The sequence below is a fragment of the uncultured Arthrobacter sp. genome (genome assembly GCF_902805515.1).
Lineage (GTDB): Bacteria > Actinomycetota > Actinomycetes > Actinomycetales > Micrococcaceae > Arthrobacter_D.
The window spans coordinates 1-18734 of the sequence record NZ_CADCTE010000079.1; the positions used below are offsets into that span (position 1 = coordinate 1).

19 protein-coding genes are annotated in these 18734 nt (G+C 68.9%); 15 read left to right on the forward strand and 4 right to left on the reverse strand.

Annotation, left to right across the window (positions count from 1 at the left end; translation table 11 throughout):
* The 10 genes from QZX79_RS06815 to dnaE form a co-directional block, all read left to right on the forward strand.
* Positions 1 to 603: cell division protein FtsQ/DivIB (locus QZX79_RS06815; protein ID WP_294566496.1), on the forward strand; the 603-nt coding region annotated here is incomplete at its 5' end.
* Positions 604 to 809: 206 nt separating this feature from the next.
* A complete protein-coding gene (gene ftsZ, locus QZX79_RS06820; RefSeq protein WP_294566499.1) occupies positions 810 to 2003 on the forward strand; it encodes a cell division protein FtsZ in 1194 nt (397 codons plus the stop codon).
* A gap of 37 nt (positions 2004 to 2040) precedes the next feature.
* Positions 2041 to 2724 carry a polyphenol oxidase family protein gene (locus tag QZX79_RS06825; RefSeq protein WP_366484768.1) on the forward strand — a complete coding sequence of 228 codons (684 nt, stop codon included), beginning with the start codon at positions 2041 to 2043 and terminating at the stop codon, positions 2722 to 2724.
* Positions 2721 to 3482, forward strand: a complete 762-nt coding sequence (locus QZX79_RS06830) for a YggS family pyridoxal phosphate-dependent enzyme (protein ID WP_294566505.1) — start codon at positions 2721 to 2723, stop codon at positions 3480 to 3482. Before QZX79_RS06825 ends, QZX79_RS06830 begins: the two co-directional genes overlap by 4 nt.
* 92 nt (positions 3483 to 3574) lie before the next feature.
* The gene (gene sepF, locus QZX79_RS06835) at positions 3575 to 4090 is read left to right on the forward strand and encodes a cell division protein SepF (protein ID WP_120169685.1); all 516 of its coding nucleotides are present in this window, start codon (positions 3575 to 3577) and stop codon (positions 4088 to 4090) included.
* Between the two features lie 60 nt (positions 4091 to 4150).
* A complete protein-coding gene (locus tag QZX79_RS06840) occupies positions 4151 to 4444 on the forward strand; it encodes a YggT family protein (protein WP_120169683.1) in 294 nt (97 codons plus the stop codon).
* 140 nt (positions 4445 to 4584) lie between these two features.
* Positions 4585 to 5232, forward strand: coding sequence for a DivIVA domain-containing protein (locus QZX79_RS06845; protein ID WP_294566513.1), 648 nt, complete (start codon positions 4585 to 4587; stop codon positions 5230 to 5232).
* A gap of 186 nt (positions 5233 to 5418) precedes the next feature.
* The gene (gene lspA, locus QZX79_RS06850) at positions 5419 to 6108 is read left to right on the forward strand and encodes a signal peptidase II (protein ID WP_294566516.1); all 690 of its coding nucleotides are present in this window, start codon (positions 5419 to 5421) and stop codon (positions 6106 to 6108) included.
* Entirely contained in the window at positions 6105 to 7055 is a 951-nt protein-coding gene (locus QZX79_RS06855; RefSeq protein WP_294566519.1) for an RluA family pseudouridine synthase, read from the forward strand. Before lspA ends, QZX79_RS06855 begins: the two co-directional genes overlap by 4 nt.
* A 59-nt stretch (positions 7056 to 7114) precedes the next feature.
* Positions 7115 to 10654 carry a DNA polymerase III subunit alpha gene (gene dnaE, locus QZX79_RS06860; RefSeq protein WP_294566522.1) on the forward strand — a complete coding sequence of 1180 codons (3540 nt, stop codon included), beginning with the start codon at positions 7115 to 7117 and terminating at the stop codon, positions 10652 to 10654.
* A 158-nt stretch (positions 10655 to 10812) separates the two neighbouring features.
* On the opposite strand, the gene QZX79_RS06865 is transcribed toward dnaE, so the two are convergent.
* The gene (locus QZX79_RS06865; protein WP_294566524.1) at positions 10813 to 11334 is read right to left on the reverse strand and encodes a flavin reductase family protein; all 522 of its coding nucleotides are present in this window, start codon (positions 11332 to 11334) and stop codon (positions 10813 to 10815) included.
* Positions 11335 to 11456: 122 nt separating this feature from the next.
* Between QZX79_RS06865 and QZX79_RS06870 the strand changes: the two genes are divergently transcribed.
* The 3 genes from QZX79_RS06870 (at position 11457) to nrdR (ending at position 13994) form a co-directional block, all read left to right on the forward strand.
* Positions 11457 to 11981, forward strand: a complete 525-nt coding sequence (locus tag QZX79_RS06870) for a hypothetical protein (protein ID WP_294566527.1) — start codon at positions 11457 to 11459, stop codon at positions 11979 to 11981.
* Between the two features lie 38 nt (positions 11982 to 12019).
* Positions 12020 to 13381, forward strand: coding sequence for a histidinol dehydrogenase (hisD, locus tag QZX79_RS06875; RefSeq protein WP_294566530.1), 1362 nt, complete (start codon positions 12020 to 12022; stop codon positions 13379 to 13381).
* Positions 13382 to 13496: 115 nt separating this feature from the next.
* Positions 13497 to 13994, forward strand: a complete 498-nt coding sequence (gene nrdR, locus QZX79_RS06880) for a transcriptional regulator NrdR (RefSeq protein ID WP_294566532.1) — start codon at positions 13497 to 13499, stop codon at positions 13992 to 13994.
* Positions 13995 to 14204: 210 nt separating this feature from the next.
* Here the strand turns inward: nrdR and ppgK are convergent, their stop codons facing one another.
* Positions 14205 to 15026: a polyphosphate--glucose phosphotransferase gene (gene ppgK / locus QZX79_RS06885; RefSeq protein ID WP_294566535.1), complete on the reverse strand. Its 822-nt coding sequence runs from the start codon at positions 15024 to 15026 to the stop codon at positions 14205 to 14207.
* 96 nt (positions 15027 to 15122) lie between these two features.
* Positions 15123 to 16001 (reverse strand): type I methionyl aminopeptidase, encoded by an 879-nt coding sequence (map, locus tag QZX79_RS06890; RefSeq protein ID WP_294566538.1) that lies wholly within the window; start codon positions 15999 to 16001, stop codon positions 15123 to 15125.
* A 120-nt stretch (positions 16002 to 16121) separates the two neighbouring features.
* Here map and QZX79_RS06895 point away from each other — a divergent pair, with 120 nt between their 5' ends.
* Positions 16122 to 16286, forward strand: coding sequence for an SPOR domain-containing protein (locus QZX79_RS06895; protein ID WP_133404849.1), 165 nt, complete (start codon positions 16122 to 16124; stop codon positions 16284 to 16286).
* 15 nt (positions 16287 to 16301) lie between these two features.
* Here the strand turns inward: QZX79_RS06895 and panB are convergent, their stop codons facing one another.
* Positions 16302 to 17171 carry a 3-methyl-2-oxobutanoate hydroxymethyltransferase gene (gene panB / locus QZX79_RS06900; RefSeq protein ID WP_294566543.1) on the reverse strand — a complete coding sequence of 290 codons (870 nt, stop codon included), beginning with the start codon at positions 17169 to 17171 and terminating at the stop codon, positions 16302 to 16304.
* Positions 17172 to 17391: 220 nt separating this feature from the next.
* Between panB and glnA the strand changes: the two genes are divergently transcribed.
* A complete protein-coding gene (gene glnA, locus QZX79_RS06905) occupies positions 17392 to 18732 on the forward strand; it encodes a type I glutamate--ammonia ligase (protein WP_294566546.1) in 1341 nt (446 codons plus the stop codon).
* Positions 18733 to 18734: the final 2 nt, after the last annotated feature.

Consider the following 18734-nt stretch of genomic DNA (forward strand, 5'->3'; position numbering starts at 1 on the left):
CCGGTCCTGGCGCTGAAGCACCTGCGGGTCGAGGGCAACACGCTGGTCTCCACCGAGGAGGTCACCACGGCACTCAAGCCGCTCCTTGGCACCTCGCTCGCCCGGCTCCCGGACGAGAAGGTCGAAGGCCTCCTGCGGGACAAGGCACCCATCGAGTCGGTGCGCGTGGCGGCCGAGCCGCCGTCGACCCTCGTGGTCACCATCCGGGAACGGGTGCCGGTGGCCATCGTGCAGAAGGATAAGCAGTTCATCCTGATCGACTCGGAGGGCCGGCAGCTCAAGACCGTCGCGGACCGGAAGGCGGTGAAGCTTCCACTGATCGACGGCGGCACGGAGGCGGTCAACTCGGAGGTCTTCCGCTCGATCACCGCGGTGCTGGCCGACCTGCCCCCGGACATCCTGTCGCGCCTCAACCACGCCTCCGCCCGAAGCGTGGACTCGGTTTCGCTTTCGCTGACCGGCAACCAGAAAATCTTCTGGGGGAGCGCGGAGCGCAACACCGCCAAGGCGAGGGTCCTCTCGGCCCTGCTGAAGGTTCCGGCATCGGATCCACCGGTGAAGGAATATGACGTCAGCACCCCCGACCGTCCGGTTACCCGGTGAGCGGGATTTCAAAGAAACCAGGCGACACGCGGCACCGGTCATTGCAGAAGACTCCCGGTGCCCATAGCGTCTCAGATAGAAGTTACTTGACATAACGTTAACCCTCAACCTGAGAGTTAACGTTATGCCGGGTGAAGGTTGAAGCCGGTTCCGGCCGGGTGTAACCCCAGACAACAGCGCACAGATTCGAACAAGGGACACAGGACGTGGCAGCACCGCAGAATTACTTGGCCGTCATCAAGGTCGTCGGCATCGGCGGGGGCGGCGTAAACGCCATCAACCGGATGATCGAGGTGGGACTCCGTGGGGTGGAGTTCATCGCCATCAACACCGACGCGCAGGCGCTGCTGATGAGCGACGCCGACGTGAAGCTCGACGTCGGACGGGAACTGACGCGCGGGCTCGGCGCCGGCGCGGACCCGGAGGTCGGCCGCAGGGCGGCCGAGGACCACTCCGAGGAGATCGAAGAGGTGCTGCGCGGGGCCGACATGGTCTTCGTCACCGCCGGTGAGGGCGGCGGCACGGGCACCGGCGGTGCACCCGTCGTGGCACGGATCGCCCGCTCGCTCGGCGCGCTGACCATCGGCGTCGTCACCCGGCCGTTCACCTTCGAGGGCCGCCGCCGGTCCAACCAGGCCGAGTCGGGCATCGACACCCTGCGCGACGAGGTCGACACCCTCATCGTCATCCCGAACGACCGCCTGCTCTCGATCAGCGACCGCAATGTTTCGATGCTCGACGCCTTCCGGTCCGCGGACCAGGTGCTGCTCTCCGGCGTGCAGGGCATCACCGACCTGATCACCACCCCCGGCCTGATCAACCTCGACTTCGCCGACGTCAAGTCGGTCATGCAGGGTGCGGGCTCGGCCCTCATGGGCATCGGCTCGGCGCGTGGAGAGGACCGGGCCGTGAAGGCCGCCGAACTCGCGATCGCCTCGCCGCTGCTCGAGGCCTCGATCGACGGCGCGCACGGCGTTCTGCTGTCCATCCAGGGCGGCTCCGACCTCGGCCTCTTCGAAATCAACGAGGCGGCCCGGCTCGTGCAGGAGGTCGCCCACCCGGAGGCCAACATTATCTTCGGTGCGGTGATCGACGACGCCCTCGGCGACGAGGCCCGCGTCACCGTGATCGCCGCCGGGTTCGACCAGGTCGATGCGACATCCCAGCCCGCAGTGCCCGCGGTCAAGCCCGCTGCGGCCCCGACGGTCGGCGCGGGCGACACCGCCCGTGCTGCCGCTCCTGCCTCCGCGGGCCTCGGTGCGTGGTCCCAGCAGCGCTTCTCCCAGTCCAACACGGTGCCTGCCGATGCCGGCTTCGACGTCGACCTGCCCGCCGTGGTGGAGCCGGACCTCTCCTCGGGCCGCTCGGACGACCTCGACGTGCCCGACTTCCTGAAGTAACCGGGATCTTCTGCGGATGTTCTTTTGGCAAGGCGGCGTGCAGCCAAGGCTGCACGCCGCCTTTACCGATTCCGCCGCCGGCAACCTCGCACTCAACCTCGGGCGGCCCTCGACGGCGGCCGGCAACCGGGCGCGGGTGGAGACGGCGATGGGCGTGGCCCCCGGTTCCCTGCGGTTCATGACCCAGGTGCATTCCAGTACGGTGGCCGAGGTGCCGGCCGGGTCCGGGAACTGGAGCCCGCCGGAGGCCGACGCCCTGCTCAGCCCCGACGGGAGCCAGGCGCTGGCTGTGCTCGTGGCGGACTGTGTCCCCGTTGTCCTGGCCGACCGCTCGGGCCCGGCGACCGGCGTCGTCCATGCCGGACGCCGGGGCGTACTGACCGGCATCGTGCCCAACGCCGTCGCGGGCCTGCGCGCCCACGGCGCCCGGGAGCTGACCGCCTGGATCGGCCCCTCGGTATGCGGGCGCTGCTACGAGGTCCCGGCCGGCATGAGGGACGAGGTTGCGGCCGCCGTACCGGCCTCCTACGCGCAGACACGGCACGGCACCCCTGCGCTGGACCTGCCGGCCGCCGTGCGGCAGCAGCTGCTCGATGCCGGCGTCGACGTGGCGGCGGTGCCGGCGGGATCCTCGGCGTGCACCCTCGAAAACCCCGGGCTGTTCTCCCACCGCAGGGAGCCCGGCGCCGGCCGGCTCGCCGGCCTGGTCTGGCGCACGTGAGCGGCACGGACGGGACTGCGGAGGCTTCGGCGCGCCGGCAGGAACTCGCCGAACGGCTGGGAGCGGTACGGGGAAGGATCGCGGCGGCCTGCGCCGCCGCGGGACGGACCGACCCGCCCGGGCTGATCGTGGTGACGAAGTTCTTCCCCGCCGCGGACGTGCGGCTGCTCTCCGGCCTCGGCGTGCGGGACCTCGGCGAGAACCGGGACCAGGAGGCCGCCGCAAAGGCTGCCGAGACCGCCGACCTCGACCTGCGCTGGCACTTCATCGGCCAGCTGCAGAGCAACAAGGCCCGCTCGGTGGTCCGCTACGCCGCCGCGGTGCACTCCGTGGACCGGCCCTCGGTGGCGGAGGCGCTGGCCAAGGCTGCCGGCACGGAGGCCGAACGCCGCTCCGGTGCCGGCCTTCCGCTCCGGCCCGATCTGGGCTGCTTCATCCAGGTCAGCCTCGACCCGGACGCCCGCGCCGGCGGACGCGGAGGGGCGGCGGCATCAGAGGTCCCGGAGATCGCCGCCCGGCTCGCCGGGGCGCAGGGGCTGCACCTGAAGGGCGTCATGGCGGTGGCGCCGCTGGGCGCCGACCCGCTGGCCGCCTTCCAGCGCCTGGCCGGCATCTCCGCGGACCTGCGGGCGGACCACCCCGGCGCGGCGGCGATCTCGGCCGGCATGAGCGGGGACCTCGAGGCCGCCATCCAGGCGGGCGCGACACACCTGCGGATTGGCTCAGATGTACTCGGTCCCCGCCCACCGTTGCGGTAGCGTCTGCACCGGGACGGCAGTGAGACCCGCAGGGCGCGGTTTCGGCTCCGGGACGAAGCAAATTATCCACTCTCTCAATGACAGGAGTTACCATGGCTGGCGCACTGCGCAAGACAATGATTTACCTTGGGCTCGCCGATGGTGACGAGCACTACGAGCCCGAGGCGAAGAGCGCCCACAGCAGGAACGAGGATTACGCAGTGGATTATGACCGTGACGAACGCCGTCCCGAACCCGCCCCCGTCCCCCGAAGCGTCCCCAGCGAGGAGTACCGGGCCCCGGTGACACCGATCAAGCGCGTCCAGTCGACCCGTGACGACTCCGCCCTGCGGCAGATCACCACCGTCCACCCCCGCTCCTACAATGATGCGAAGCTGATCGGCGAGAGTTTCCGCGACGGCATTCCGGTCATCATGAACGTCACCGATATGGGCGAATCCGATGCCAAACGCCTCGTCGACTTCTCCGCGGGCCTGGTCTTCGGCCTGCACGGAAGCATCGAAAGGGTCACCAATAAGGTGTTCCTGCTCTCGCCGTCGTATATTGAAGTTCTGGGTGAGGATCAGAAGGCCAGCGAAGCTCAGACCAGCTTCTTCAACCAGAGCTGAAGCCGGCCGGCTGTCCGTGCCTGCCGCCCCCTGTAAGGCCCTAAGGACTGGAACCGCTCCGTGAGTTTGGTATTTGCCCTGATTTACCTCGTTCTGATGTTGTTCCAGCTTGCGCTGATCATCAGGATCATTTACGACGCCGTCCAGATTTTCGCCCGTAGCTGGCGTCCCCAGAAAATCGCGCTGGTCGTTGCTTCCGGTATTTATGCAGTGACCGATCCGCCGATCAAAGCTTTGCGTCGCGTGATTCCGCCGCTGCGAATTGGGGGAGTTTCCCTCGACCTGGCTTTTCTTGTGTTGTTTTTCGCCGTGGTGATCCTAATGGGTGTGTCACGGGGTTTCGCCACCGCATAGGCCCGGTTTAGTTTTCGAGTCCCAATAGATATAAGCTGAATCACATTCTGATGTGAATCCAGTTCTTCACGTCCACAATTCGGTACCGCAGGCAGGTCCGCCCCCGGGCAGGCAGGTCTTTAACACTACGAGGTGACCAGATGGCCCTGACGCCAGAAGATGTTGTCAATAAGAGGTTCCAGCCGACGAAGTTCCGCGAGGGCTACGACCAGGACGAGGTGGATGACTTCCTCGACGAGATCGTCGTCGAACTGCGCCGTCTGAACCAGGAGAACGACGAGCTGCGCCGCCGGCTCTCGGACGCTCCCGCCGGCACCGCCTCGACCGGAACGGTCCCCGCCCCGGTTGCCGCCAGCACCAAGACCGAAGAGGTCCGCGAGGAGGAGAAGCGCCCCGAGCCCGCGAAGCCCGAGACCCGCGTCGAGACCGTCTCGCCCGCTGCCGTTCCTGCCGCTGTTCCCGCGGCTGCCAGCGCCGAGTCCGCCGCCGGCGTCCTCGCCATGGCCCAGAAGCTTCACGACGAATACGTCAACGCGGGCGTGGAGCAGCGCGACAAGATCATCGCCGAAGCGCAGATCGAGGCAAGCAGCCTCGTCAACGACGCCCAGGACAAGAGCCGCAAGGTCCTCGGCGCCCTCGAGCAGCAGAAGAGCGTGCTGGAGCGCAAGGTCGAACAGCTCCGCAGCTTCGAGCGCGACTACCGCTCACGCCTCAAGGCCTACATCGAGGGCCAGCTGCGCGACCTCGACTCCCGCGGCTCGGTGGCATCGGAGACGGCCGACGCCTAAAGCCCCTCGGGCGCACCGCGCGGGGGTGCCCGCAGGGCGCCGCAGCGCAGTACCGGATTGAGGCCGGCCCCGGAAAAGGGGCCGGCCTTTGCCGTACCCTTGAGGAGTCGTCCCACGACAGTCCGATCCACCTGTTCCATACCTCTGCCGCCGTGCGGAAGCGTATGCACCCGGCATGAAAGCGTTATGAGCGAGAATCCACCGGCAGAGCAAACCCCCGCGGAAACGAAACGGACCGATGGGCCCGGCCACAGCAAGCGGGTCCGGGCCCGGTACGCCGTCCTGCTGCTGGTCTGCACGCTCGCCGCCTACGTCCTCGACCAGGTCACCAAGGTCTGGGTGGTCTCCACCATGACCGAGGGCTCGATCACGCCGGTGCTGCCCCCGCTGCTGAACTGGCACTTCATCCGGAACCCCGGGGCGGCCTTCTCGATCGGCACCAATGTCACGTGGATCTTCACCATCATCCAGGCCCTGGTCTCCGTGGCCATCCTGACCCAGATCCGCAAGGTCGCCTCCTGGGGCTGGGCTGCCGCCCTCGGGCTCGTGCTCGGCGGCGCGCTGGGCAACCTCACCGACCGCCTCTTCCGTGAACCGTCCTTCGGGCAGGGTCACGTCGTCGACTTCATCGCCCTGCCCAACTTCGCGATCTTCAACATCGCAGACTCCGCCGTCGTCAGCGGCGTCATCCTGGTGTGCCTGATGACCCTGCGCGGCATCGGCATGGACGGACGGCGCAGCAGCGAGAGCCCTGCCGGGGAGGGCGCTGCAGGGAACGGCACTGCCGGGGAGGGCCCGGCAGGGGACCGCCCGGCCGGGGAAAGAGCCGCCGGAACCGGCCCGGACACGCCCCGGCCGGACGGCAACGCCTCGTGAGCGGGGCCTCCGACGTGGGCACCCCGACGGCCTTCACCGTGCCCGAGGACCTCGGCGGGTCCCGCGCCGACGCCGCCCTGGCGCAGCTGGCCGGGGTCTCCCGGTCGGTGGCCGCCGCCTGGTGCGCCGACGGCAGGGTCAGCCGCGGAGGCACGGTCCTGGCCAAGGCCGACCGTGTGCAGGCGGGCACCGAACTGCTCGTGGTGGTCCCCGGTGCCGCCGACCCGCTGCGGGTGATCCCGGAGGCCGTCGAAGGCATGGGCATCCTCGTCGACGACGAGGACTTCGTGGTCATCGACAAGCCCGTCGGCGTCGCCGCCCACCCCTCCCCGGGCTGGGTGGGCCCCACCGTAGTGGGCGCCCTGGCTGCGGCCGGCTACCGGATCTCCACCTCCGGCGCCCCCGAACGGGCCGGTATCGTCCACCGGCTCGACGTCGGCACCTCAGGGGCCATGGTGGTCGCCAAGACCGAAAGGGCCTACACGGCCCTGAAGCGGGCCTTCAAGGAGCGCACCGTGGACAAGGTGTACCACGCCGTCGTGCAGGGCCTGCCCGACCCGCTCGAGGGAACCATCGACGCGCCCATCGGGCGCCACCCGGCCCACGACTGGCGGTTCGCCGTGCTCGAGGACGGGCGGCCCTCGGTCACCCATTACGAGGTGCTTGAGGCCTTCGGCCGGGCCAGCCTCGTCGAGGTCCACCTCGAGACCGGCCGCACCCACCAGATCCGCGTCCACTTTTCGGCGCTGCGCCACCCGTGCGTGGGCGATCTCACCTACGGCGCCGACCCGCGGCTTGCGGCGGAGCTTGGCCTGACCCGGCAGTGGCTCCACGCGCACCGCCTGGGCTTCGAGAATCCGCGCACCGGCGAGCCGGTTCTGGCCGTGAGTCCCTACCCGCTGGACCTCGAATACGCCCTGGGCGCCCTGTCGGGGGACCGCGCCTAATCCGCTGCGGTTCCTAGGGGTTGGATCCGGGGATGGACCGGCGGGCCTAGAATGGTCGAGTGGTTTCAACAGCAGCGTCCCGTGAGTCCTTCGTCCACCTTCACAATCACACCGAGTACTCGATGCTCGACGGGGCCGCGAAGCTGACCGACCTCTTCAGCCACACCGAAGAGCTCGGCATGAACGCGCTGGCCACCACCGACCACGGGTTCGTGTTCGGGGCCTTCGACTTCTGGAGCAAGGCCCGCAGCGCCGGCATCAAACCGATCATCGGGGTGGAGGCGTACCTGACCCCGGGCACCGCCCGCTCCGACCGCACCCGCGTCCAGTGGGGCGGGGGAGGGCGCGACGACGTCTCCGGCGCCGGCGCCTACACCCACATGACCCTCTGGTCGGAGTCCACCGAGGGCATGCACAACCTGTTCCGGATGTCTTCGCTGGCCTCCCTCGAGGGGTACCTCTACAAACCCCGCATGGACCGGGACCTGCTGCAGACCTACGGCAAGGGCCTGATCGCCAGCACCGGCTGCCCCTCGGGCGAGGTGCAGACCAAGCTGCGGCTGGGGCTCTACCAGGAGGCAAAGCAGGCGGCCTCGGACTTCCGTGACATCTTCGGTGCCGAAAACTACTTCTGCGAGCTGATGGACCACGGGCTCGACATCGAACGCAACGTCCAGGCCGACCTGATCAAGCTGGCCCGCGAACTGGGGCTGCCGCTGGTCGCCACCAACGACCTTCACTACACCCACGCCGAGGACTCCAAGGCGCACGCGGCCCTGCTGTGCGTCCAGTCCGGGTCCACCCTGGCCGACCCCAAGCGCTTCAAGTTCGACGCCGACGAGTTCTACCTCAAGTCGCCCGCCGAGATGCGGGCCATCTTCCGCGACTACCCCGAGGCCTGCGACAACACGCTGCTCATCGCCGAGCGGTGCGACGTCGAGTTCAACACCAAGGCCAACTACATGCCCCGCTTCCCGGTGCCCGAGGGGGAGAACGAGCAGTCCTGGTTCGTCAAGGAGGTCGAGACCGGCCTGGCCTACCGCTACCCCGGCGGCGTCCCCGACGACGTGCGCAAGCAGGCCGAGTTCGAGGTCGGCGTCATCACCCAGATGGGCTTCCCCGGATACTTCCTCGTGGTGGCCGACTTCATCAACTGGGCCAAGAACAACGGCATCCGGGTCGGTCCCGGCCGCGGCTCCGGCGCCGGCTCCATGGTGGCCTACGCCATGCGCATCACCGACCTCGACCCGCTCAAGCACGGACTGATCTTCGAGCGCTTCCTGAACCCCGAGCGCGTCTCCATGCCCGACTTCGACGTCGACTTCGATGATCGCCGCCGCTCCGAGGTGATCCGCTACGTCACCGAGAAGTACGGCGACGAGCGCGTCGCCATGATCGTCACCTACGGCACCATCAAGGCCAAGCAGGCCCTGAAGGACTCCTCGCGCGTCATGGGCTACCCGTTCTCCACGGGGGAGCGGCTCACCAAGGCCATGCCGCCGGACGTCATGGGCAAGGGCCTGGCCCTGGCCGACGTGCACAACAAGGACGCCAAGCGCTACTCCGAGGCCGACGAGCTGCGCGAGCTGCTCAAGACCGACCCCGACTCCGCCAAGGTGTTCGAGACGGCACTGGGCCTCGAGGGCCTGAAGCGCCAGTGGGGCGTCCACGCCGCCGGCGTCATCATGTCCTCGGACCCGCTGATCGACATCATCCCGATCATGCGCCGCGACCAGGACGGCCAGATCATCACCCAGTTCGACTACCCCACCTGCGAGGGGCTCGGACTGATCAAGATGGACTTCCTCGGGCTGCGGAACCTCACGATCATCACCGACGCCGTGGAGAACATCACGGCGAACAAGGGCACCGACCTGGTCCTCGAGGACCTCGAGCTCGACGACAAGGCCTCCTACGAGCTGCTGGCCCGCGGCGACACCCTGGGCGTGTTCCAGCTCGACGGCGGGCCGATGCGCTCCCTGCTCAAGCTCATGCGCCCCGACAATTTCGAAGACATCTCCGCGGTGCTGGCGCTCTACCGTCCCGGGCCGATGGGCGTGAACTCGCACACGAACTACGCCCTGCGCAAGAACGGGCTCCAGGAGATCGAGCCGATCCACCCCGAGCTCGAGGGCCCGCTCGAGGAGATCCTGGGCGGCACCTACGGCCTGATCGTCTACCAGGAGCAGGTGATGTCCGCGGCCCAGAAGCTGGCGAACTTCACCCTCGGCCAGGCGGACATGCTCCGGCGCGCCATGGGCAAGAAGAAGAAGTCGGAGCTGGACAAGCAGCAGGCCGACTTCTTCGCCGGCATGAAGGAAAACGGCTACTCGCAGGCCGCCATGGACAAGCTGTGGACCGTCCTCGAATCCTTCTCGGACTACGCGTTCAACAAGGCCCACACCGCCGCGTACGGGCTGATCTCCTACTGGACGGCCTACCTCAAGGCCCACTACCCGGCCGAATACATGGCCGCCCTGCTCACCAGCGTCGGCGACGACAAGGACAAGCTGGCCATCTACCTCAACGAGTGCCGCAGGATGGGCATCACCGTCCTGCCGCCGGACGTCAACGAGTCGAGCGTGAACTTCACCCCGGTCGGCAACGACATCCGCTTCGGCATGGGCGCCATCCGCAACGTCGGCGCGAACGTCGTCGGGGCGATGGTCACCGCCCGCGAGGAGAAGGGCGACTTCACCTCCTTCAGCGACTTCCTGCAGAAGGTCCCCGCCGTCGTCTGCAACAAGCGCACCATCGAGTCCCTGATCAAGGCCGGTGCCTTCGACTCGCTCAAGCACCCCCGCCGGGCGCTGGCGATGATCCATGAGGAGGCCGTCGACTCGGTCATCGTGCTCAAGCGCAATGAGGCCGCGAACCAGTTCGACCTGTTCAGCGCCTTCGACGACCCGGGCGCCGGCAGCAGCCTCTCGGTCGAGGTGCCGGACCTGCCCGAATGGGAGAAGAAGGACAAGCTCTCCTTCGAACGCGACATGCTCGGCCTCTACGTTTCGGACCACCCGCTGCAGGGCCTCGAGGGGATCCTCAGCCAGCACGCCGACCTGACGATCCCCTCGGTGATCAGCGACGAGGGCCCGGCCGACGGCGCCATTGTCACCATCGCGGGCATGATCACCTCGCTGCAGCGGCGGATCGCCAAGAACAGCGGCAATGCCTACGCCCGCGCGGAGATCGAGGACCTTGCCGGGTCGATGGAGGTCATGTTCTTCGGGCAGGTGTACGGGCCGATCTCGGGCGTGCTCGCCGAGGACCTCATCGTGGTGGTGCGCGGCCGGCTGCAGCGCCGGGACGACGGCGCGGTGATGCTCAACGCGCAGGAACTCACGGTGCCCGACCTCAGCGAGGGCCACTCCGGGCCCGTCGTCATCTCCATGGCCCAGCACAAGGCCACCGAGGCGGCGGTGACGGCCCTGGGCGAGGTGCTGCGCACCCATCCGGGCACCAGCGAGGTGCAGATCCGGCTCAACGGCAACCGCAAGGTTGAGGTGATGAAGCTCGGAGTGGACCTGCGGGTGAACCCCACCCCGTCGCTGTTCGGGGACCTCAAGGTGCTGCTCGGCCCCGCCTGCCTTGATGCCTGAGGCTGCGGCCGCCTGATCAGGCCGGCCGCCTGAGCAGGCCGGCCGCCTGATCAGACTGGACGCCTGAGGCTGCCGGCCGCCTGATCAGACTGGACGCCTGAGGCTGCCTGGACGCCTGAGCAGGCCGGCCGCCGGGGCAGCACTCTCCGGCCGATGCCTCAGATGATGTAGTCGGTGGGCGCGGCGTAGCCGCCCCCGTGGTACAGCAGCGGCGCGCCGTCGGCCCCGGTGCCTCCCTCGGTCACCTCGGCGACGACCACCGCATTGTTCTCGAAGGACAGCCTCATGGTGATGCGTCCGATCAGCCAGCCGGCCACCCCGTGCAGCAGGGGGACCCCGTGGGAGCCCGGGCTCCAGTGGTCCCCGCCGAAGCGGTCCGAGGTGCGGGCGAACCGGTCCGCGAGGGCCTGGTTGTTCAGGCCCAGCATGTGGACGCCGACGTAACTGGTGTTGGCCACGGCGGGCCAGGAGGAGGACCCCCGCGACATATTGAAGGTGAAACGGGCCGGGTCGGCCGAAAGGGACGCCACGGAGGTGGCGGTGAACCCGAAGGGCTGTCCGTTGTAGGACGCGGTAATGATGGCGACCCCGGCCGCATGGCGGCGGAAAACTCCACGGAATGCCGATCCGGGGCCCGGATCGGCGGCGGCAGGACTGTCCTTCACCAGGTTTCCTTCCATGGCTCCTCCTTCAACTTTGCGGTCCGCACCCCGCGTGCGGGGACGGACGCCGGCGGCTCCGGCAATCCTTCAACCCTAGGCGAGCCGGGCGGCGGGGGCGTGCTTTTGTTAATGTAGAAGTCATGCACCCCTCCCGCCCGCACGACGCCGGCTCCTACCCACCCCCGGTGTACGCCCCGGCCCCGAACCGCACGGCGGCCCCTCCCGTGGGCCTGCTGTGGTGGGCGGGCTCCACGGCGGTGCTCGGTATCGTCCTGGGCGTGTTCTGGTGGCTCGGCGCCCCGGGCGGGATTCTCTTCGGCGACGGACGCCTCCCTGGCACCTGGCTGCTGCGCGACCTGACCCTCGCGGGGCTTGAACTCGTCGCGGGCGTAGCCGTGGGAACGGTGCTGGCACGGCGCCTCGGGCGGCCCGGCGGGCTGAGGCGGCTCCTGGCCGCTGTCGGCGGCTCAATTCTCGGGTCCCTGCTCGCCGTCCTGGTCGGCACAGCGCTCGGTGCGTGGATCGGCCCCCAGGGCAGCCCCGAGATCCCCGGGTCGGACTTTGGCCTCCATTCGCCGGGCGCCGCAGCCATCTGGCCGGCGGCCGCAGCCCTCATCGTGTTCGCCGCCGCCCTGTTCGACTGGCTGCAGCGCGGCCGTCCCTGACAGCGGGCTCGCGTCCCGGGCGCCGGTAGACTGGCCGAGTGGAAAATCCAGCTGCCGCCCCGGCCCGCGAGGGCTTCCGAACCATCGACCTTCGGGGTCTCTCCCTCAGCCGGCGTGAGCTGAAGCGCGCGCTGCCCCGGCCGGTGGTGGGGGAGCATCCGCCCGAAGAGGCGGTCGGCCGGATCCTTGAGGACGTCCGGAACCGGGGCCTGCCGGCCCTGAGGGAGCTCGCCCGCCGCTTCGACGGCGTGGAGCAGGACCACCCCCGGGTGCCCGCCGACGTCCTTCGCAGCTCCCTGGAGAACCTCGACCCGCAGGTCCGTGCGGCCCTGGATGAAGCGATCACCCGCGCCCGGCTGTTCGCCGCGGCGCAGGTCCCGGCCGAGGTGGAGGTGAGCCCGGCCCCGGGGGCACGGCTCGTGTCCCGCTGGGTTCCCGTCGACCGGGTGGGCCTCTACGTGCCCGGCGGCCTGGCGGTCTACCCCTCGTCGGTGGTGATGAACGTCGTTCCCGCGCAGGCGGCCGGTGTCCCCTCGATCGCCCTCGCCTCCCCGCCGCAGAAGGAGTGGGGCGGCTGGCCGCACCCGGTCATCCTGGCGGCGGCGGCCCTGCTCGGAATCACCGAGGTGTATGCGATCGGCGGCGCCCAGGCGGTGGCGGCCTTTGCCTACGGCCTCGAGGAGGCCGACGGCCACCCGTCCCTTGAACCGGTCGACGTCGTCACCGGGCCCGGAAATGTCTTCGTCGCCACGGCCAAGAGGCTCGTCCGCGGCGTCGTCGGCATCGACTCGGAGGCGGGCACCACCGAGATCGCGGTGCTGGCCGACGCCGGCGCCGACCCCGTCCTCGTCGCCGCGGACCTGGTCAGCCAGGCCGAACACGACCCGCAGGCAGCCTCGGTGCTCATCACGGACTCCGCCGCACTTGCCGACGCGGTGCGTATCGAACTCGGCCGGCAGGCGGACGCCACCCGGCACCGCGAACGGGTGCTCACGGCCCTGTCCGGTCCGCAGTCGGGGGTGATCCTGGTCGACGACCTCGACTCCGGCCTTGAGGTCTGCAACGCCTACGCCGCCGAGCACCTCGAGATCCACACCGCCGACGCCGCGGCCGCCGCCGCCCGGGTCCGCAACGCGGGCGCGGTGTTCGTCGGACCGTACAGCCCCGTCAGCCTCGGCGACTACTGCGCCGGCTCCAACCACGTGCTGCCCACCGGGGGGACCGCCTCCTTCGCGTCCGGGCTCAACACGACGACCTTCCTGCGGGCACAGCAGGTGGTGGAGTATTCACGGAGTGCGCTTTCGGAGGTCAGCGCGCCCATCCTGGCGCTGTCGGAGGCCGAGAACCTGCCCGCACACGGCGACGCCGTACGGGCGCGCTTCCCCGGCAATAACCACTAGATGTGGTAATTGCACGCTTGTAGTTTCCCTACATCTGGTTCTACACTTGAACCATCCGGAGCGCTCAGCGGTCCGGTACCCGCCCATCCGGCCCGAGCGGAGACAGGAGTACGCAGTGCATTGCCCCTACTGCCGCAACTCCGACTCCCGGGTCGTTGACAGCCGGCTGGCCGACGACGGTTCGGCGATCCGCCGGCGCCGGCAGTGCCACGCGTGCGGGCGCAGGTTCACCACGGTGGAGACGACAAGCCTCAGCGTCATCAAGCGCTCGGGTGCCGGTGAACCCTTCAGCCGCGGCAAGGTGATCAACGGCGTGCGGAAGGCCTGCCAGGGCCGGCCGGTCACCGAGGACGACCTCGCCCTCCTGGCCCAGGAAGTCGAAGAATCGGTGCGCGCCAGCGGCGTCGCCGAGATCGACGCCCACGAGGTGGGGCTCGCGATTCTGGGCCCCCTGCGGAAGCTCGACCAGATCGCCTACCTGCGCTTCGCCAGCGTGTATCAGGGCTTTGAATCCCTTGAGGACTTCGAAGAGGCCATCGCCACCCTTCGGCTCCAGTCCTCCGAAAACGCAAAGGTACCCTCGGGGGCGCAGCGGCCCCTGAGCGCGCACTAGGTGCGCCATTGAACCCCGGTGGTGGCGGCGGAGGGGAAGCCGGCGCCACCACCGGCACCACGTCCCAGCGGATCGAAAGGTCCGCATCCTCCTTTCGCGTCCAACGCAGAAAAAACCGTGCCTTCCGGTGTTGCCGGAAGGCACGGGTTCCATCGAGCGCTGCTGCCCCGTGCCTGGGCCGCCTGTACCTTGGGCTGCCTCGTGCCTGGGCTACTTGGTGCTTGAGGGGGACAGCAGGAGCGCCGCCTGCAGCGCCCCGCCCACGATGCCCGCCTGGTTCTTCAGCTGGGCCGGGACGATCCGGGTGCGCAGGTCCAGCGAGGGAAGGTATTCGGCGCTGCGCTTGGAGATCCCGCCGCCGACGATGAACAGCTCGGGGGAGAAGAGGAACTCGACGTGGGAGAAGTACCGCTGGAGCCGCACCGCGTACTCGTCCCAGCCGATCCCGTCCCGTTCACGTGCCACGGCCGACGCCTTGGACTCGGCGTCGTGCCCGTCGATCTCGAGGTGGCCCAGTTCCGCATTGGGCACCAGCTGTCCGTTGAAGATGAATGCCGAACCGATGCCGGTGCCCAGGGTGATCACCAGGACCGTACCGGCAACGCCCTTGCCGGCGCCGTAGCGCACCTCGGCCAGGCCGGCGGCGTCAGCGTCGTTGATGACGTGGACGCTCCGGCCGAGCACCCGGGTGAAGAGGGCATCGACGTCGGTGTCGACCCAGCTCTTGTCGACATTCGCCGCCGAGCGGGCGATGCCGTGCTGGATGATGGCCGGGAAGGTCACACCCACCGGCACATCGGCGGCCGGACCGCCCGGGCGTGAGGAGAGTTCGGTGACGATCTCGGCAACGACGCCGGCGACCGCCTCCGGGGTGGCGGGCTGGGGAGTCGGAATCCGGTAGCGCTCACCGACGATTTCGCCCTTGGCCAGGTCGACAATGCCGCCCTTGATCCCGGTGCCGCCGATATCGACACCGATGACGGTGGCGGGCAGCTTCCGGCCGGGCTTCTTCTTGTCGATGTCCTTGGGCATGATTCTCCAGGTGAGTTTCGTGGCCGGGTGGGCGGTTCGCCCCGTCCCGAGCCGTTTCGTGGATTGGTCGGTGTGCTCGAACCGCCGTGCGGCGGGTCAGGGCAGGGTGAGGATCTCGGCGCCCGTGTCGGTGACGACCAGGGTGTGTTCGAACTGCGCGGTGCGTTTGGCGTCGCGGGTCACCACGGTCCAGTCGTCGGCCCACATGTCCCACTCGATGGTGCCAAGGGTCAGCATCGGTTCGATGGTGAAGACCATTCCGGTTTCAATCACCCGGTTGTAGGCGGGGGCGGCGTCGTAGTGCGGGATGATCAGGCCGGTGTGGAATGCCTCGCCGACGCCGTGGCCAGTGAAGTCGCGCACCACGCCGTAGCCGAAACGGCGCGCGTAGGACTCGATGGCGCGGCCGATCACGTTGATTTCCCGGCCCGGTGCCACGGCCCGGATCGCCCGGTTCAGCGCCTCCTTCGTCCGCTCCACGAGCAGCCGGGATTCCTCGTCGACGTCGCCGACGAGGAAGGTGGCGTTCGTGTCGCCGTGGACGCCGTCGAGGTAGGCGGTGATGTCGATGTTGAGGATGTCCCCGTCCCGGAGGACGGTGCTGTCCGGGATGCCGTGGCAGATCACCTCATTGACTGAGGAGCAGATCGATTTGGGAAAGCCGCGGTAGCCCAGCGTCGACGGGTAGGCGCCGTGGTCGATGAGGAATTCGTGGCCGATCCGGTCGAGGGCATCGGTCGTGACGCCGGGCTGGGCGTGGCGTCCCACCTCCTCGACGGCCTGGGCGGCCAGCCTGGCGGCCCTGCGGATCTTCTCGATGGTTTCGGCGGTCTTCACCTCCGAGCCGGTGAAGGGGGCCGGGGCCTTGCGGCCGACGTATTCAGGGCGGGCGATTCCGGACGGGACGGGGAGCCGGGGACTGACCATGCCGCGCTGGAGCGTTCCAACGGGTGCGGTGCCAGGATTGTGGGGCATACCCTTGATCTTATAGGCGGCAGGGTTCAGAGCTGAAAGCGCCGCCTGTCAGGCCGCGGGCGGCTGCCGGAAGCCCGGCACCGGTGGCGGCCGCCATCGACGACGCAGGAGGAGAAGACGATGCCGCAGTACTGGTTCAACGTGAGGACCCATGAGGTCGAGGTTGACGCGCAGTCCGACTGGAAGCAGCTCATCGGTCCCTACGAGACCCGCGCGGAGGCCGAGCGGGCCCTCGAGAAGGTTCAGCAGCGCAATAAGGCGTGGGACGCCGAAGACGAGGACTGAACGCCGGCATCCCGGCTAGAAGGAGTGCTCCGGGCCGGGGAAGCTTCCGCTGCGGACCTCCTCGGCGTAGCGGGTGGCCGCGTCGGCCAGCACGGAGCGGACCTCGGCAAACTGCTTGACGAACTTCGGCTGCTTTCCGCCGCGCAGGCCGGCCATGTCCTGCCAGACGAGCACCTGGCCCGTCGTGGAGGCGCCGGCGCCGATGCCGATGGTCGGCACCTGCACCGCGGCATCCACCTTGGCCGCGACCTCGGCCGGCACCATCTCCATCAGGACGCAGAACGCGCCCGCCGCCTCGAGGGCCAGGGCGTCGTCGATGACCCTCCGGCCGGTGTCCCCACGGCCCTGCACCCGGTAGCCGCCGAGGGTGTGCTCGCTCTGCGGGGTGAAGCCGACATGCGCCATCACCGGGATCCCGGCCCGTACCAGTGCGCGCACGGTGTCGGCGAACTGGGCGCCGCCTTCGAGTTTAACCGCGTGCGCCCCGCCCTCCTTCAGCAGCCGCACCGAGGACTCAACGGCCCGGGCGGTCGACACCTCGTAGCTGCCGAAGGGCAGATCGGCGACGATGAGCGGGCGGCGTGCCGCGCTGCTCACGGCGCGGGTGAACAGCACCATCTCATTGAGCGTGATGGGCAGGGTCGTGGCGTGCCCCAGCACATTGTTGGCGGCGGAGTCGCCGACCAGGAGCACCTCGATGCCGGCCTCGTCGAAGATCTGCGCCGTGTACTGGTCGTAGGCCGTCAGCATGGCGAAGCGCCGGCCCTCCGCCTTGGCCTGCTGCAGGTGGTGGGTCCGGATCCGAGCCGGGCGCGGGGCCTGGTGGGGCTCTGAGGGGGTGGAAGCTCCGGTGCCGTACGGGGCGGGCATTTCGGCGGAAGTCATGAATCCGAGCCTACTTCACGGCCCCGGGCTTCCCTGAGCCGCGCCCCCGCCGTCCGGTAACCGGCCTGTAACATCGCCGCGCCATACTGGGCGGGCACCGGCGGACGCGATTCCGGCGTCCGGGTCAGTAGAGTATGGAGAGATTCCGGCTCGGCCGGCCAACCGGCGCGGGCAGGGAACGGCTCGGCGCAGCGCAGACGCGGCAGGAAAGAGGGTAGGGATGAACCGGCAGCAGGAATTCGTACTGCGGACGATCGAGGAGCGTGACGTCCGTTTCGTCCGGCTGTGGTTCACCGACGTCGTCGGCTCGCTCAAGTCAGTCGCCCTGGCGCCTGCCGAGGTCGAGGGGGCCTTTGAGGAGGGCCTCGGGTTCGACGGCTCCTCCATTGAGGGCCTGGCCCGGGTCTTCGAATCCGACATGCTCGCCCAGCCCGACCCGTCGACGTTCCAGATCCTGCCCTGGCGTGGGGACAAGGAGCAGACCTCACGGATGTTCTGCGACATCCTCACCCCCGACGGACAGCCCTCGGCCGCGGATCCGCGCAGCGTGCTGAAGCGGACCCTCGCCAAGGCAGCCGACATGGGCTTCACCTTCTACACGCACCCCGAGATCGAGTTCTACCTGCTGAAGTCCGCCGAGCTCGGCACCGACGGCCGCCCGGTCCCCGTGGACCAGGCCGGCTACTTCGACCACGTGCCCGGCGGCGTCGCCCAGGACTTCCGGCGGACCGCCGTCGCCATGCTCGAGTCGGTGGGCATCAGCGTCGAGTTCAGCCACCACGAGGGCGGGCCCGGGCAGAACGAGATCGACCTGCGCTACGCCGACGCGCTGCAGACCGCCGACAACATCATGACCTTCCGGACCGTCATCAAGGAGGTGGCGCTCACCCAGGACAGCTACGCGACCTTCATGCCCAAGCCGTTCTCCGACCACCCCGGCTCGGGCATGCACACCCACTTCTCGCTCTTCGAGGGTGACTCGAATGCGTTCTTCGAAGCGGGCGCCGAATTCCAGCTCTCCAAGACCGCCCGCCAGTTCATCGCCGGCATCCTGCGCCACGCCCCCGAGTTCACCGCGGTGACCAACCAGTTCGTGAACTCCTACAAGCGGCTCTGGGGCGGGGGCGAGGCGCCCAGCTACATCTCCTGGGGCCACAACAACCGCTCCGCGCTGGTGCGCATCCCCCTGTACAAGCCGAACAAGGGCCAGTCCGCCCGGATCGAATACCGGGGCATCGACTCCGCCGCGAACCCCTACCTCGCCTACGCCGTCCTGCTCGGAGCCGGGCTGAAGGGCATCGAGGAGGGCTACGAACTGCCCCTGGGCGCCGAGGACGACGTCTGGAGCCTCACCGCGGCCGAGCGGCGCGCGATGGGCCACGATCCGCTCCCGGCGAGCCTCCACGATGCGGTGCGCGCCATGGAGGACTCCGAACTCGTCGCCGAGATCCTCGGCGAGCAGGTCTTCGAGAACTTCCTGCGCAACAAGCGCGCCGAATGGCACGACTACCGTATCGAGGTCACCCCCTATGAGCTGCGCCGCAACCTGGGCATCCTGTAACG

Bases quoted from the DNA above. Each gene is read 5' to 3' on its own strand.
- lspA (WP_294566516.1), top strand. From the start codon at position 5,419: ATGAGCGAGAATCCACCGGCAGAGCAAACCCCCGCGGAAACGAAACGG.
- sepF (WP_120169685.1), top strand. From the start codon at position 3,575: ATGGCTGGCGCACTGCGCAAGACAATGATTTACCTTGGGCTCGCCGAT.
- ppgK (WP_294566535.1), bottom strand. From the start codon at position 15,026: ATGCCCAAGGACATCGACAAGAAGAAGCCCGGCCGGAAGCTGCCCGCC.
- QZX79_RS06865 (WP_294566524.1), bottom strand. From the start codon at position 11,334: ATGGAAGGAAACCTGGTGAAGGACAGTCCTGCCGCCGCCGATCCGGGC.
- panB (WP_294566543.1), bottom strand. From the start codon at position 17,171: ATGACTTCCGCCGAAATGCCCGCCCCGTACGGCACCGGAGCTTCCACC.
- QZX79_RS06870 (WP_294566527.1), top strand. From the start codon at position 11,457: ATGCACCCCTCCCGCCCGCACGACGCCGGCTCCTACCCACCCCCGGTG.
- map (WP_294566538.1), bottom strand. From the start codon at position 16,001: ATGCCCCACAATCCTGGCACCGCACCCGTTGGAACGCTCCAGCGCGGC.
- glnA (WP_294566546.1), top strand. From the start codon at position 17,392: ATGAACCGGCAGCAGGAATTCGTACTGCGGACGATCGAGGAGCGTGAC.
- QZX79_RS06845 (WP_294566513.1), top strand. From the start codon at position 4,585: ATGGCCCTGACGCCAGAAGATGTTGTCAATAAGAGGTTCCAGCCGACG.
- QZX79_RS06895 (WP_133404849.1), top strand. From the start codon at position 16,122: ATGCCGCAGTACTGGTTCAACGTGAGGACCCATGAGGTCGAGGTTGAC.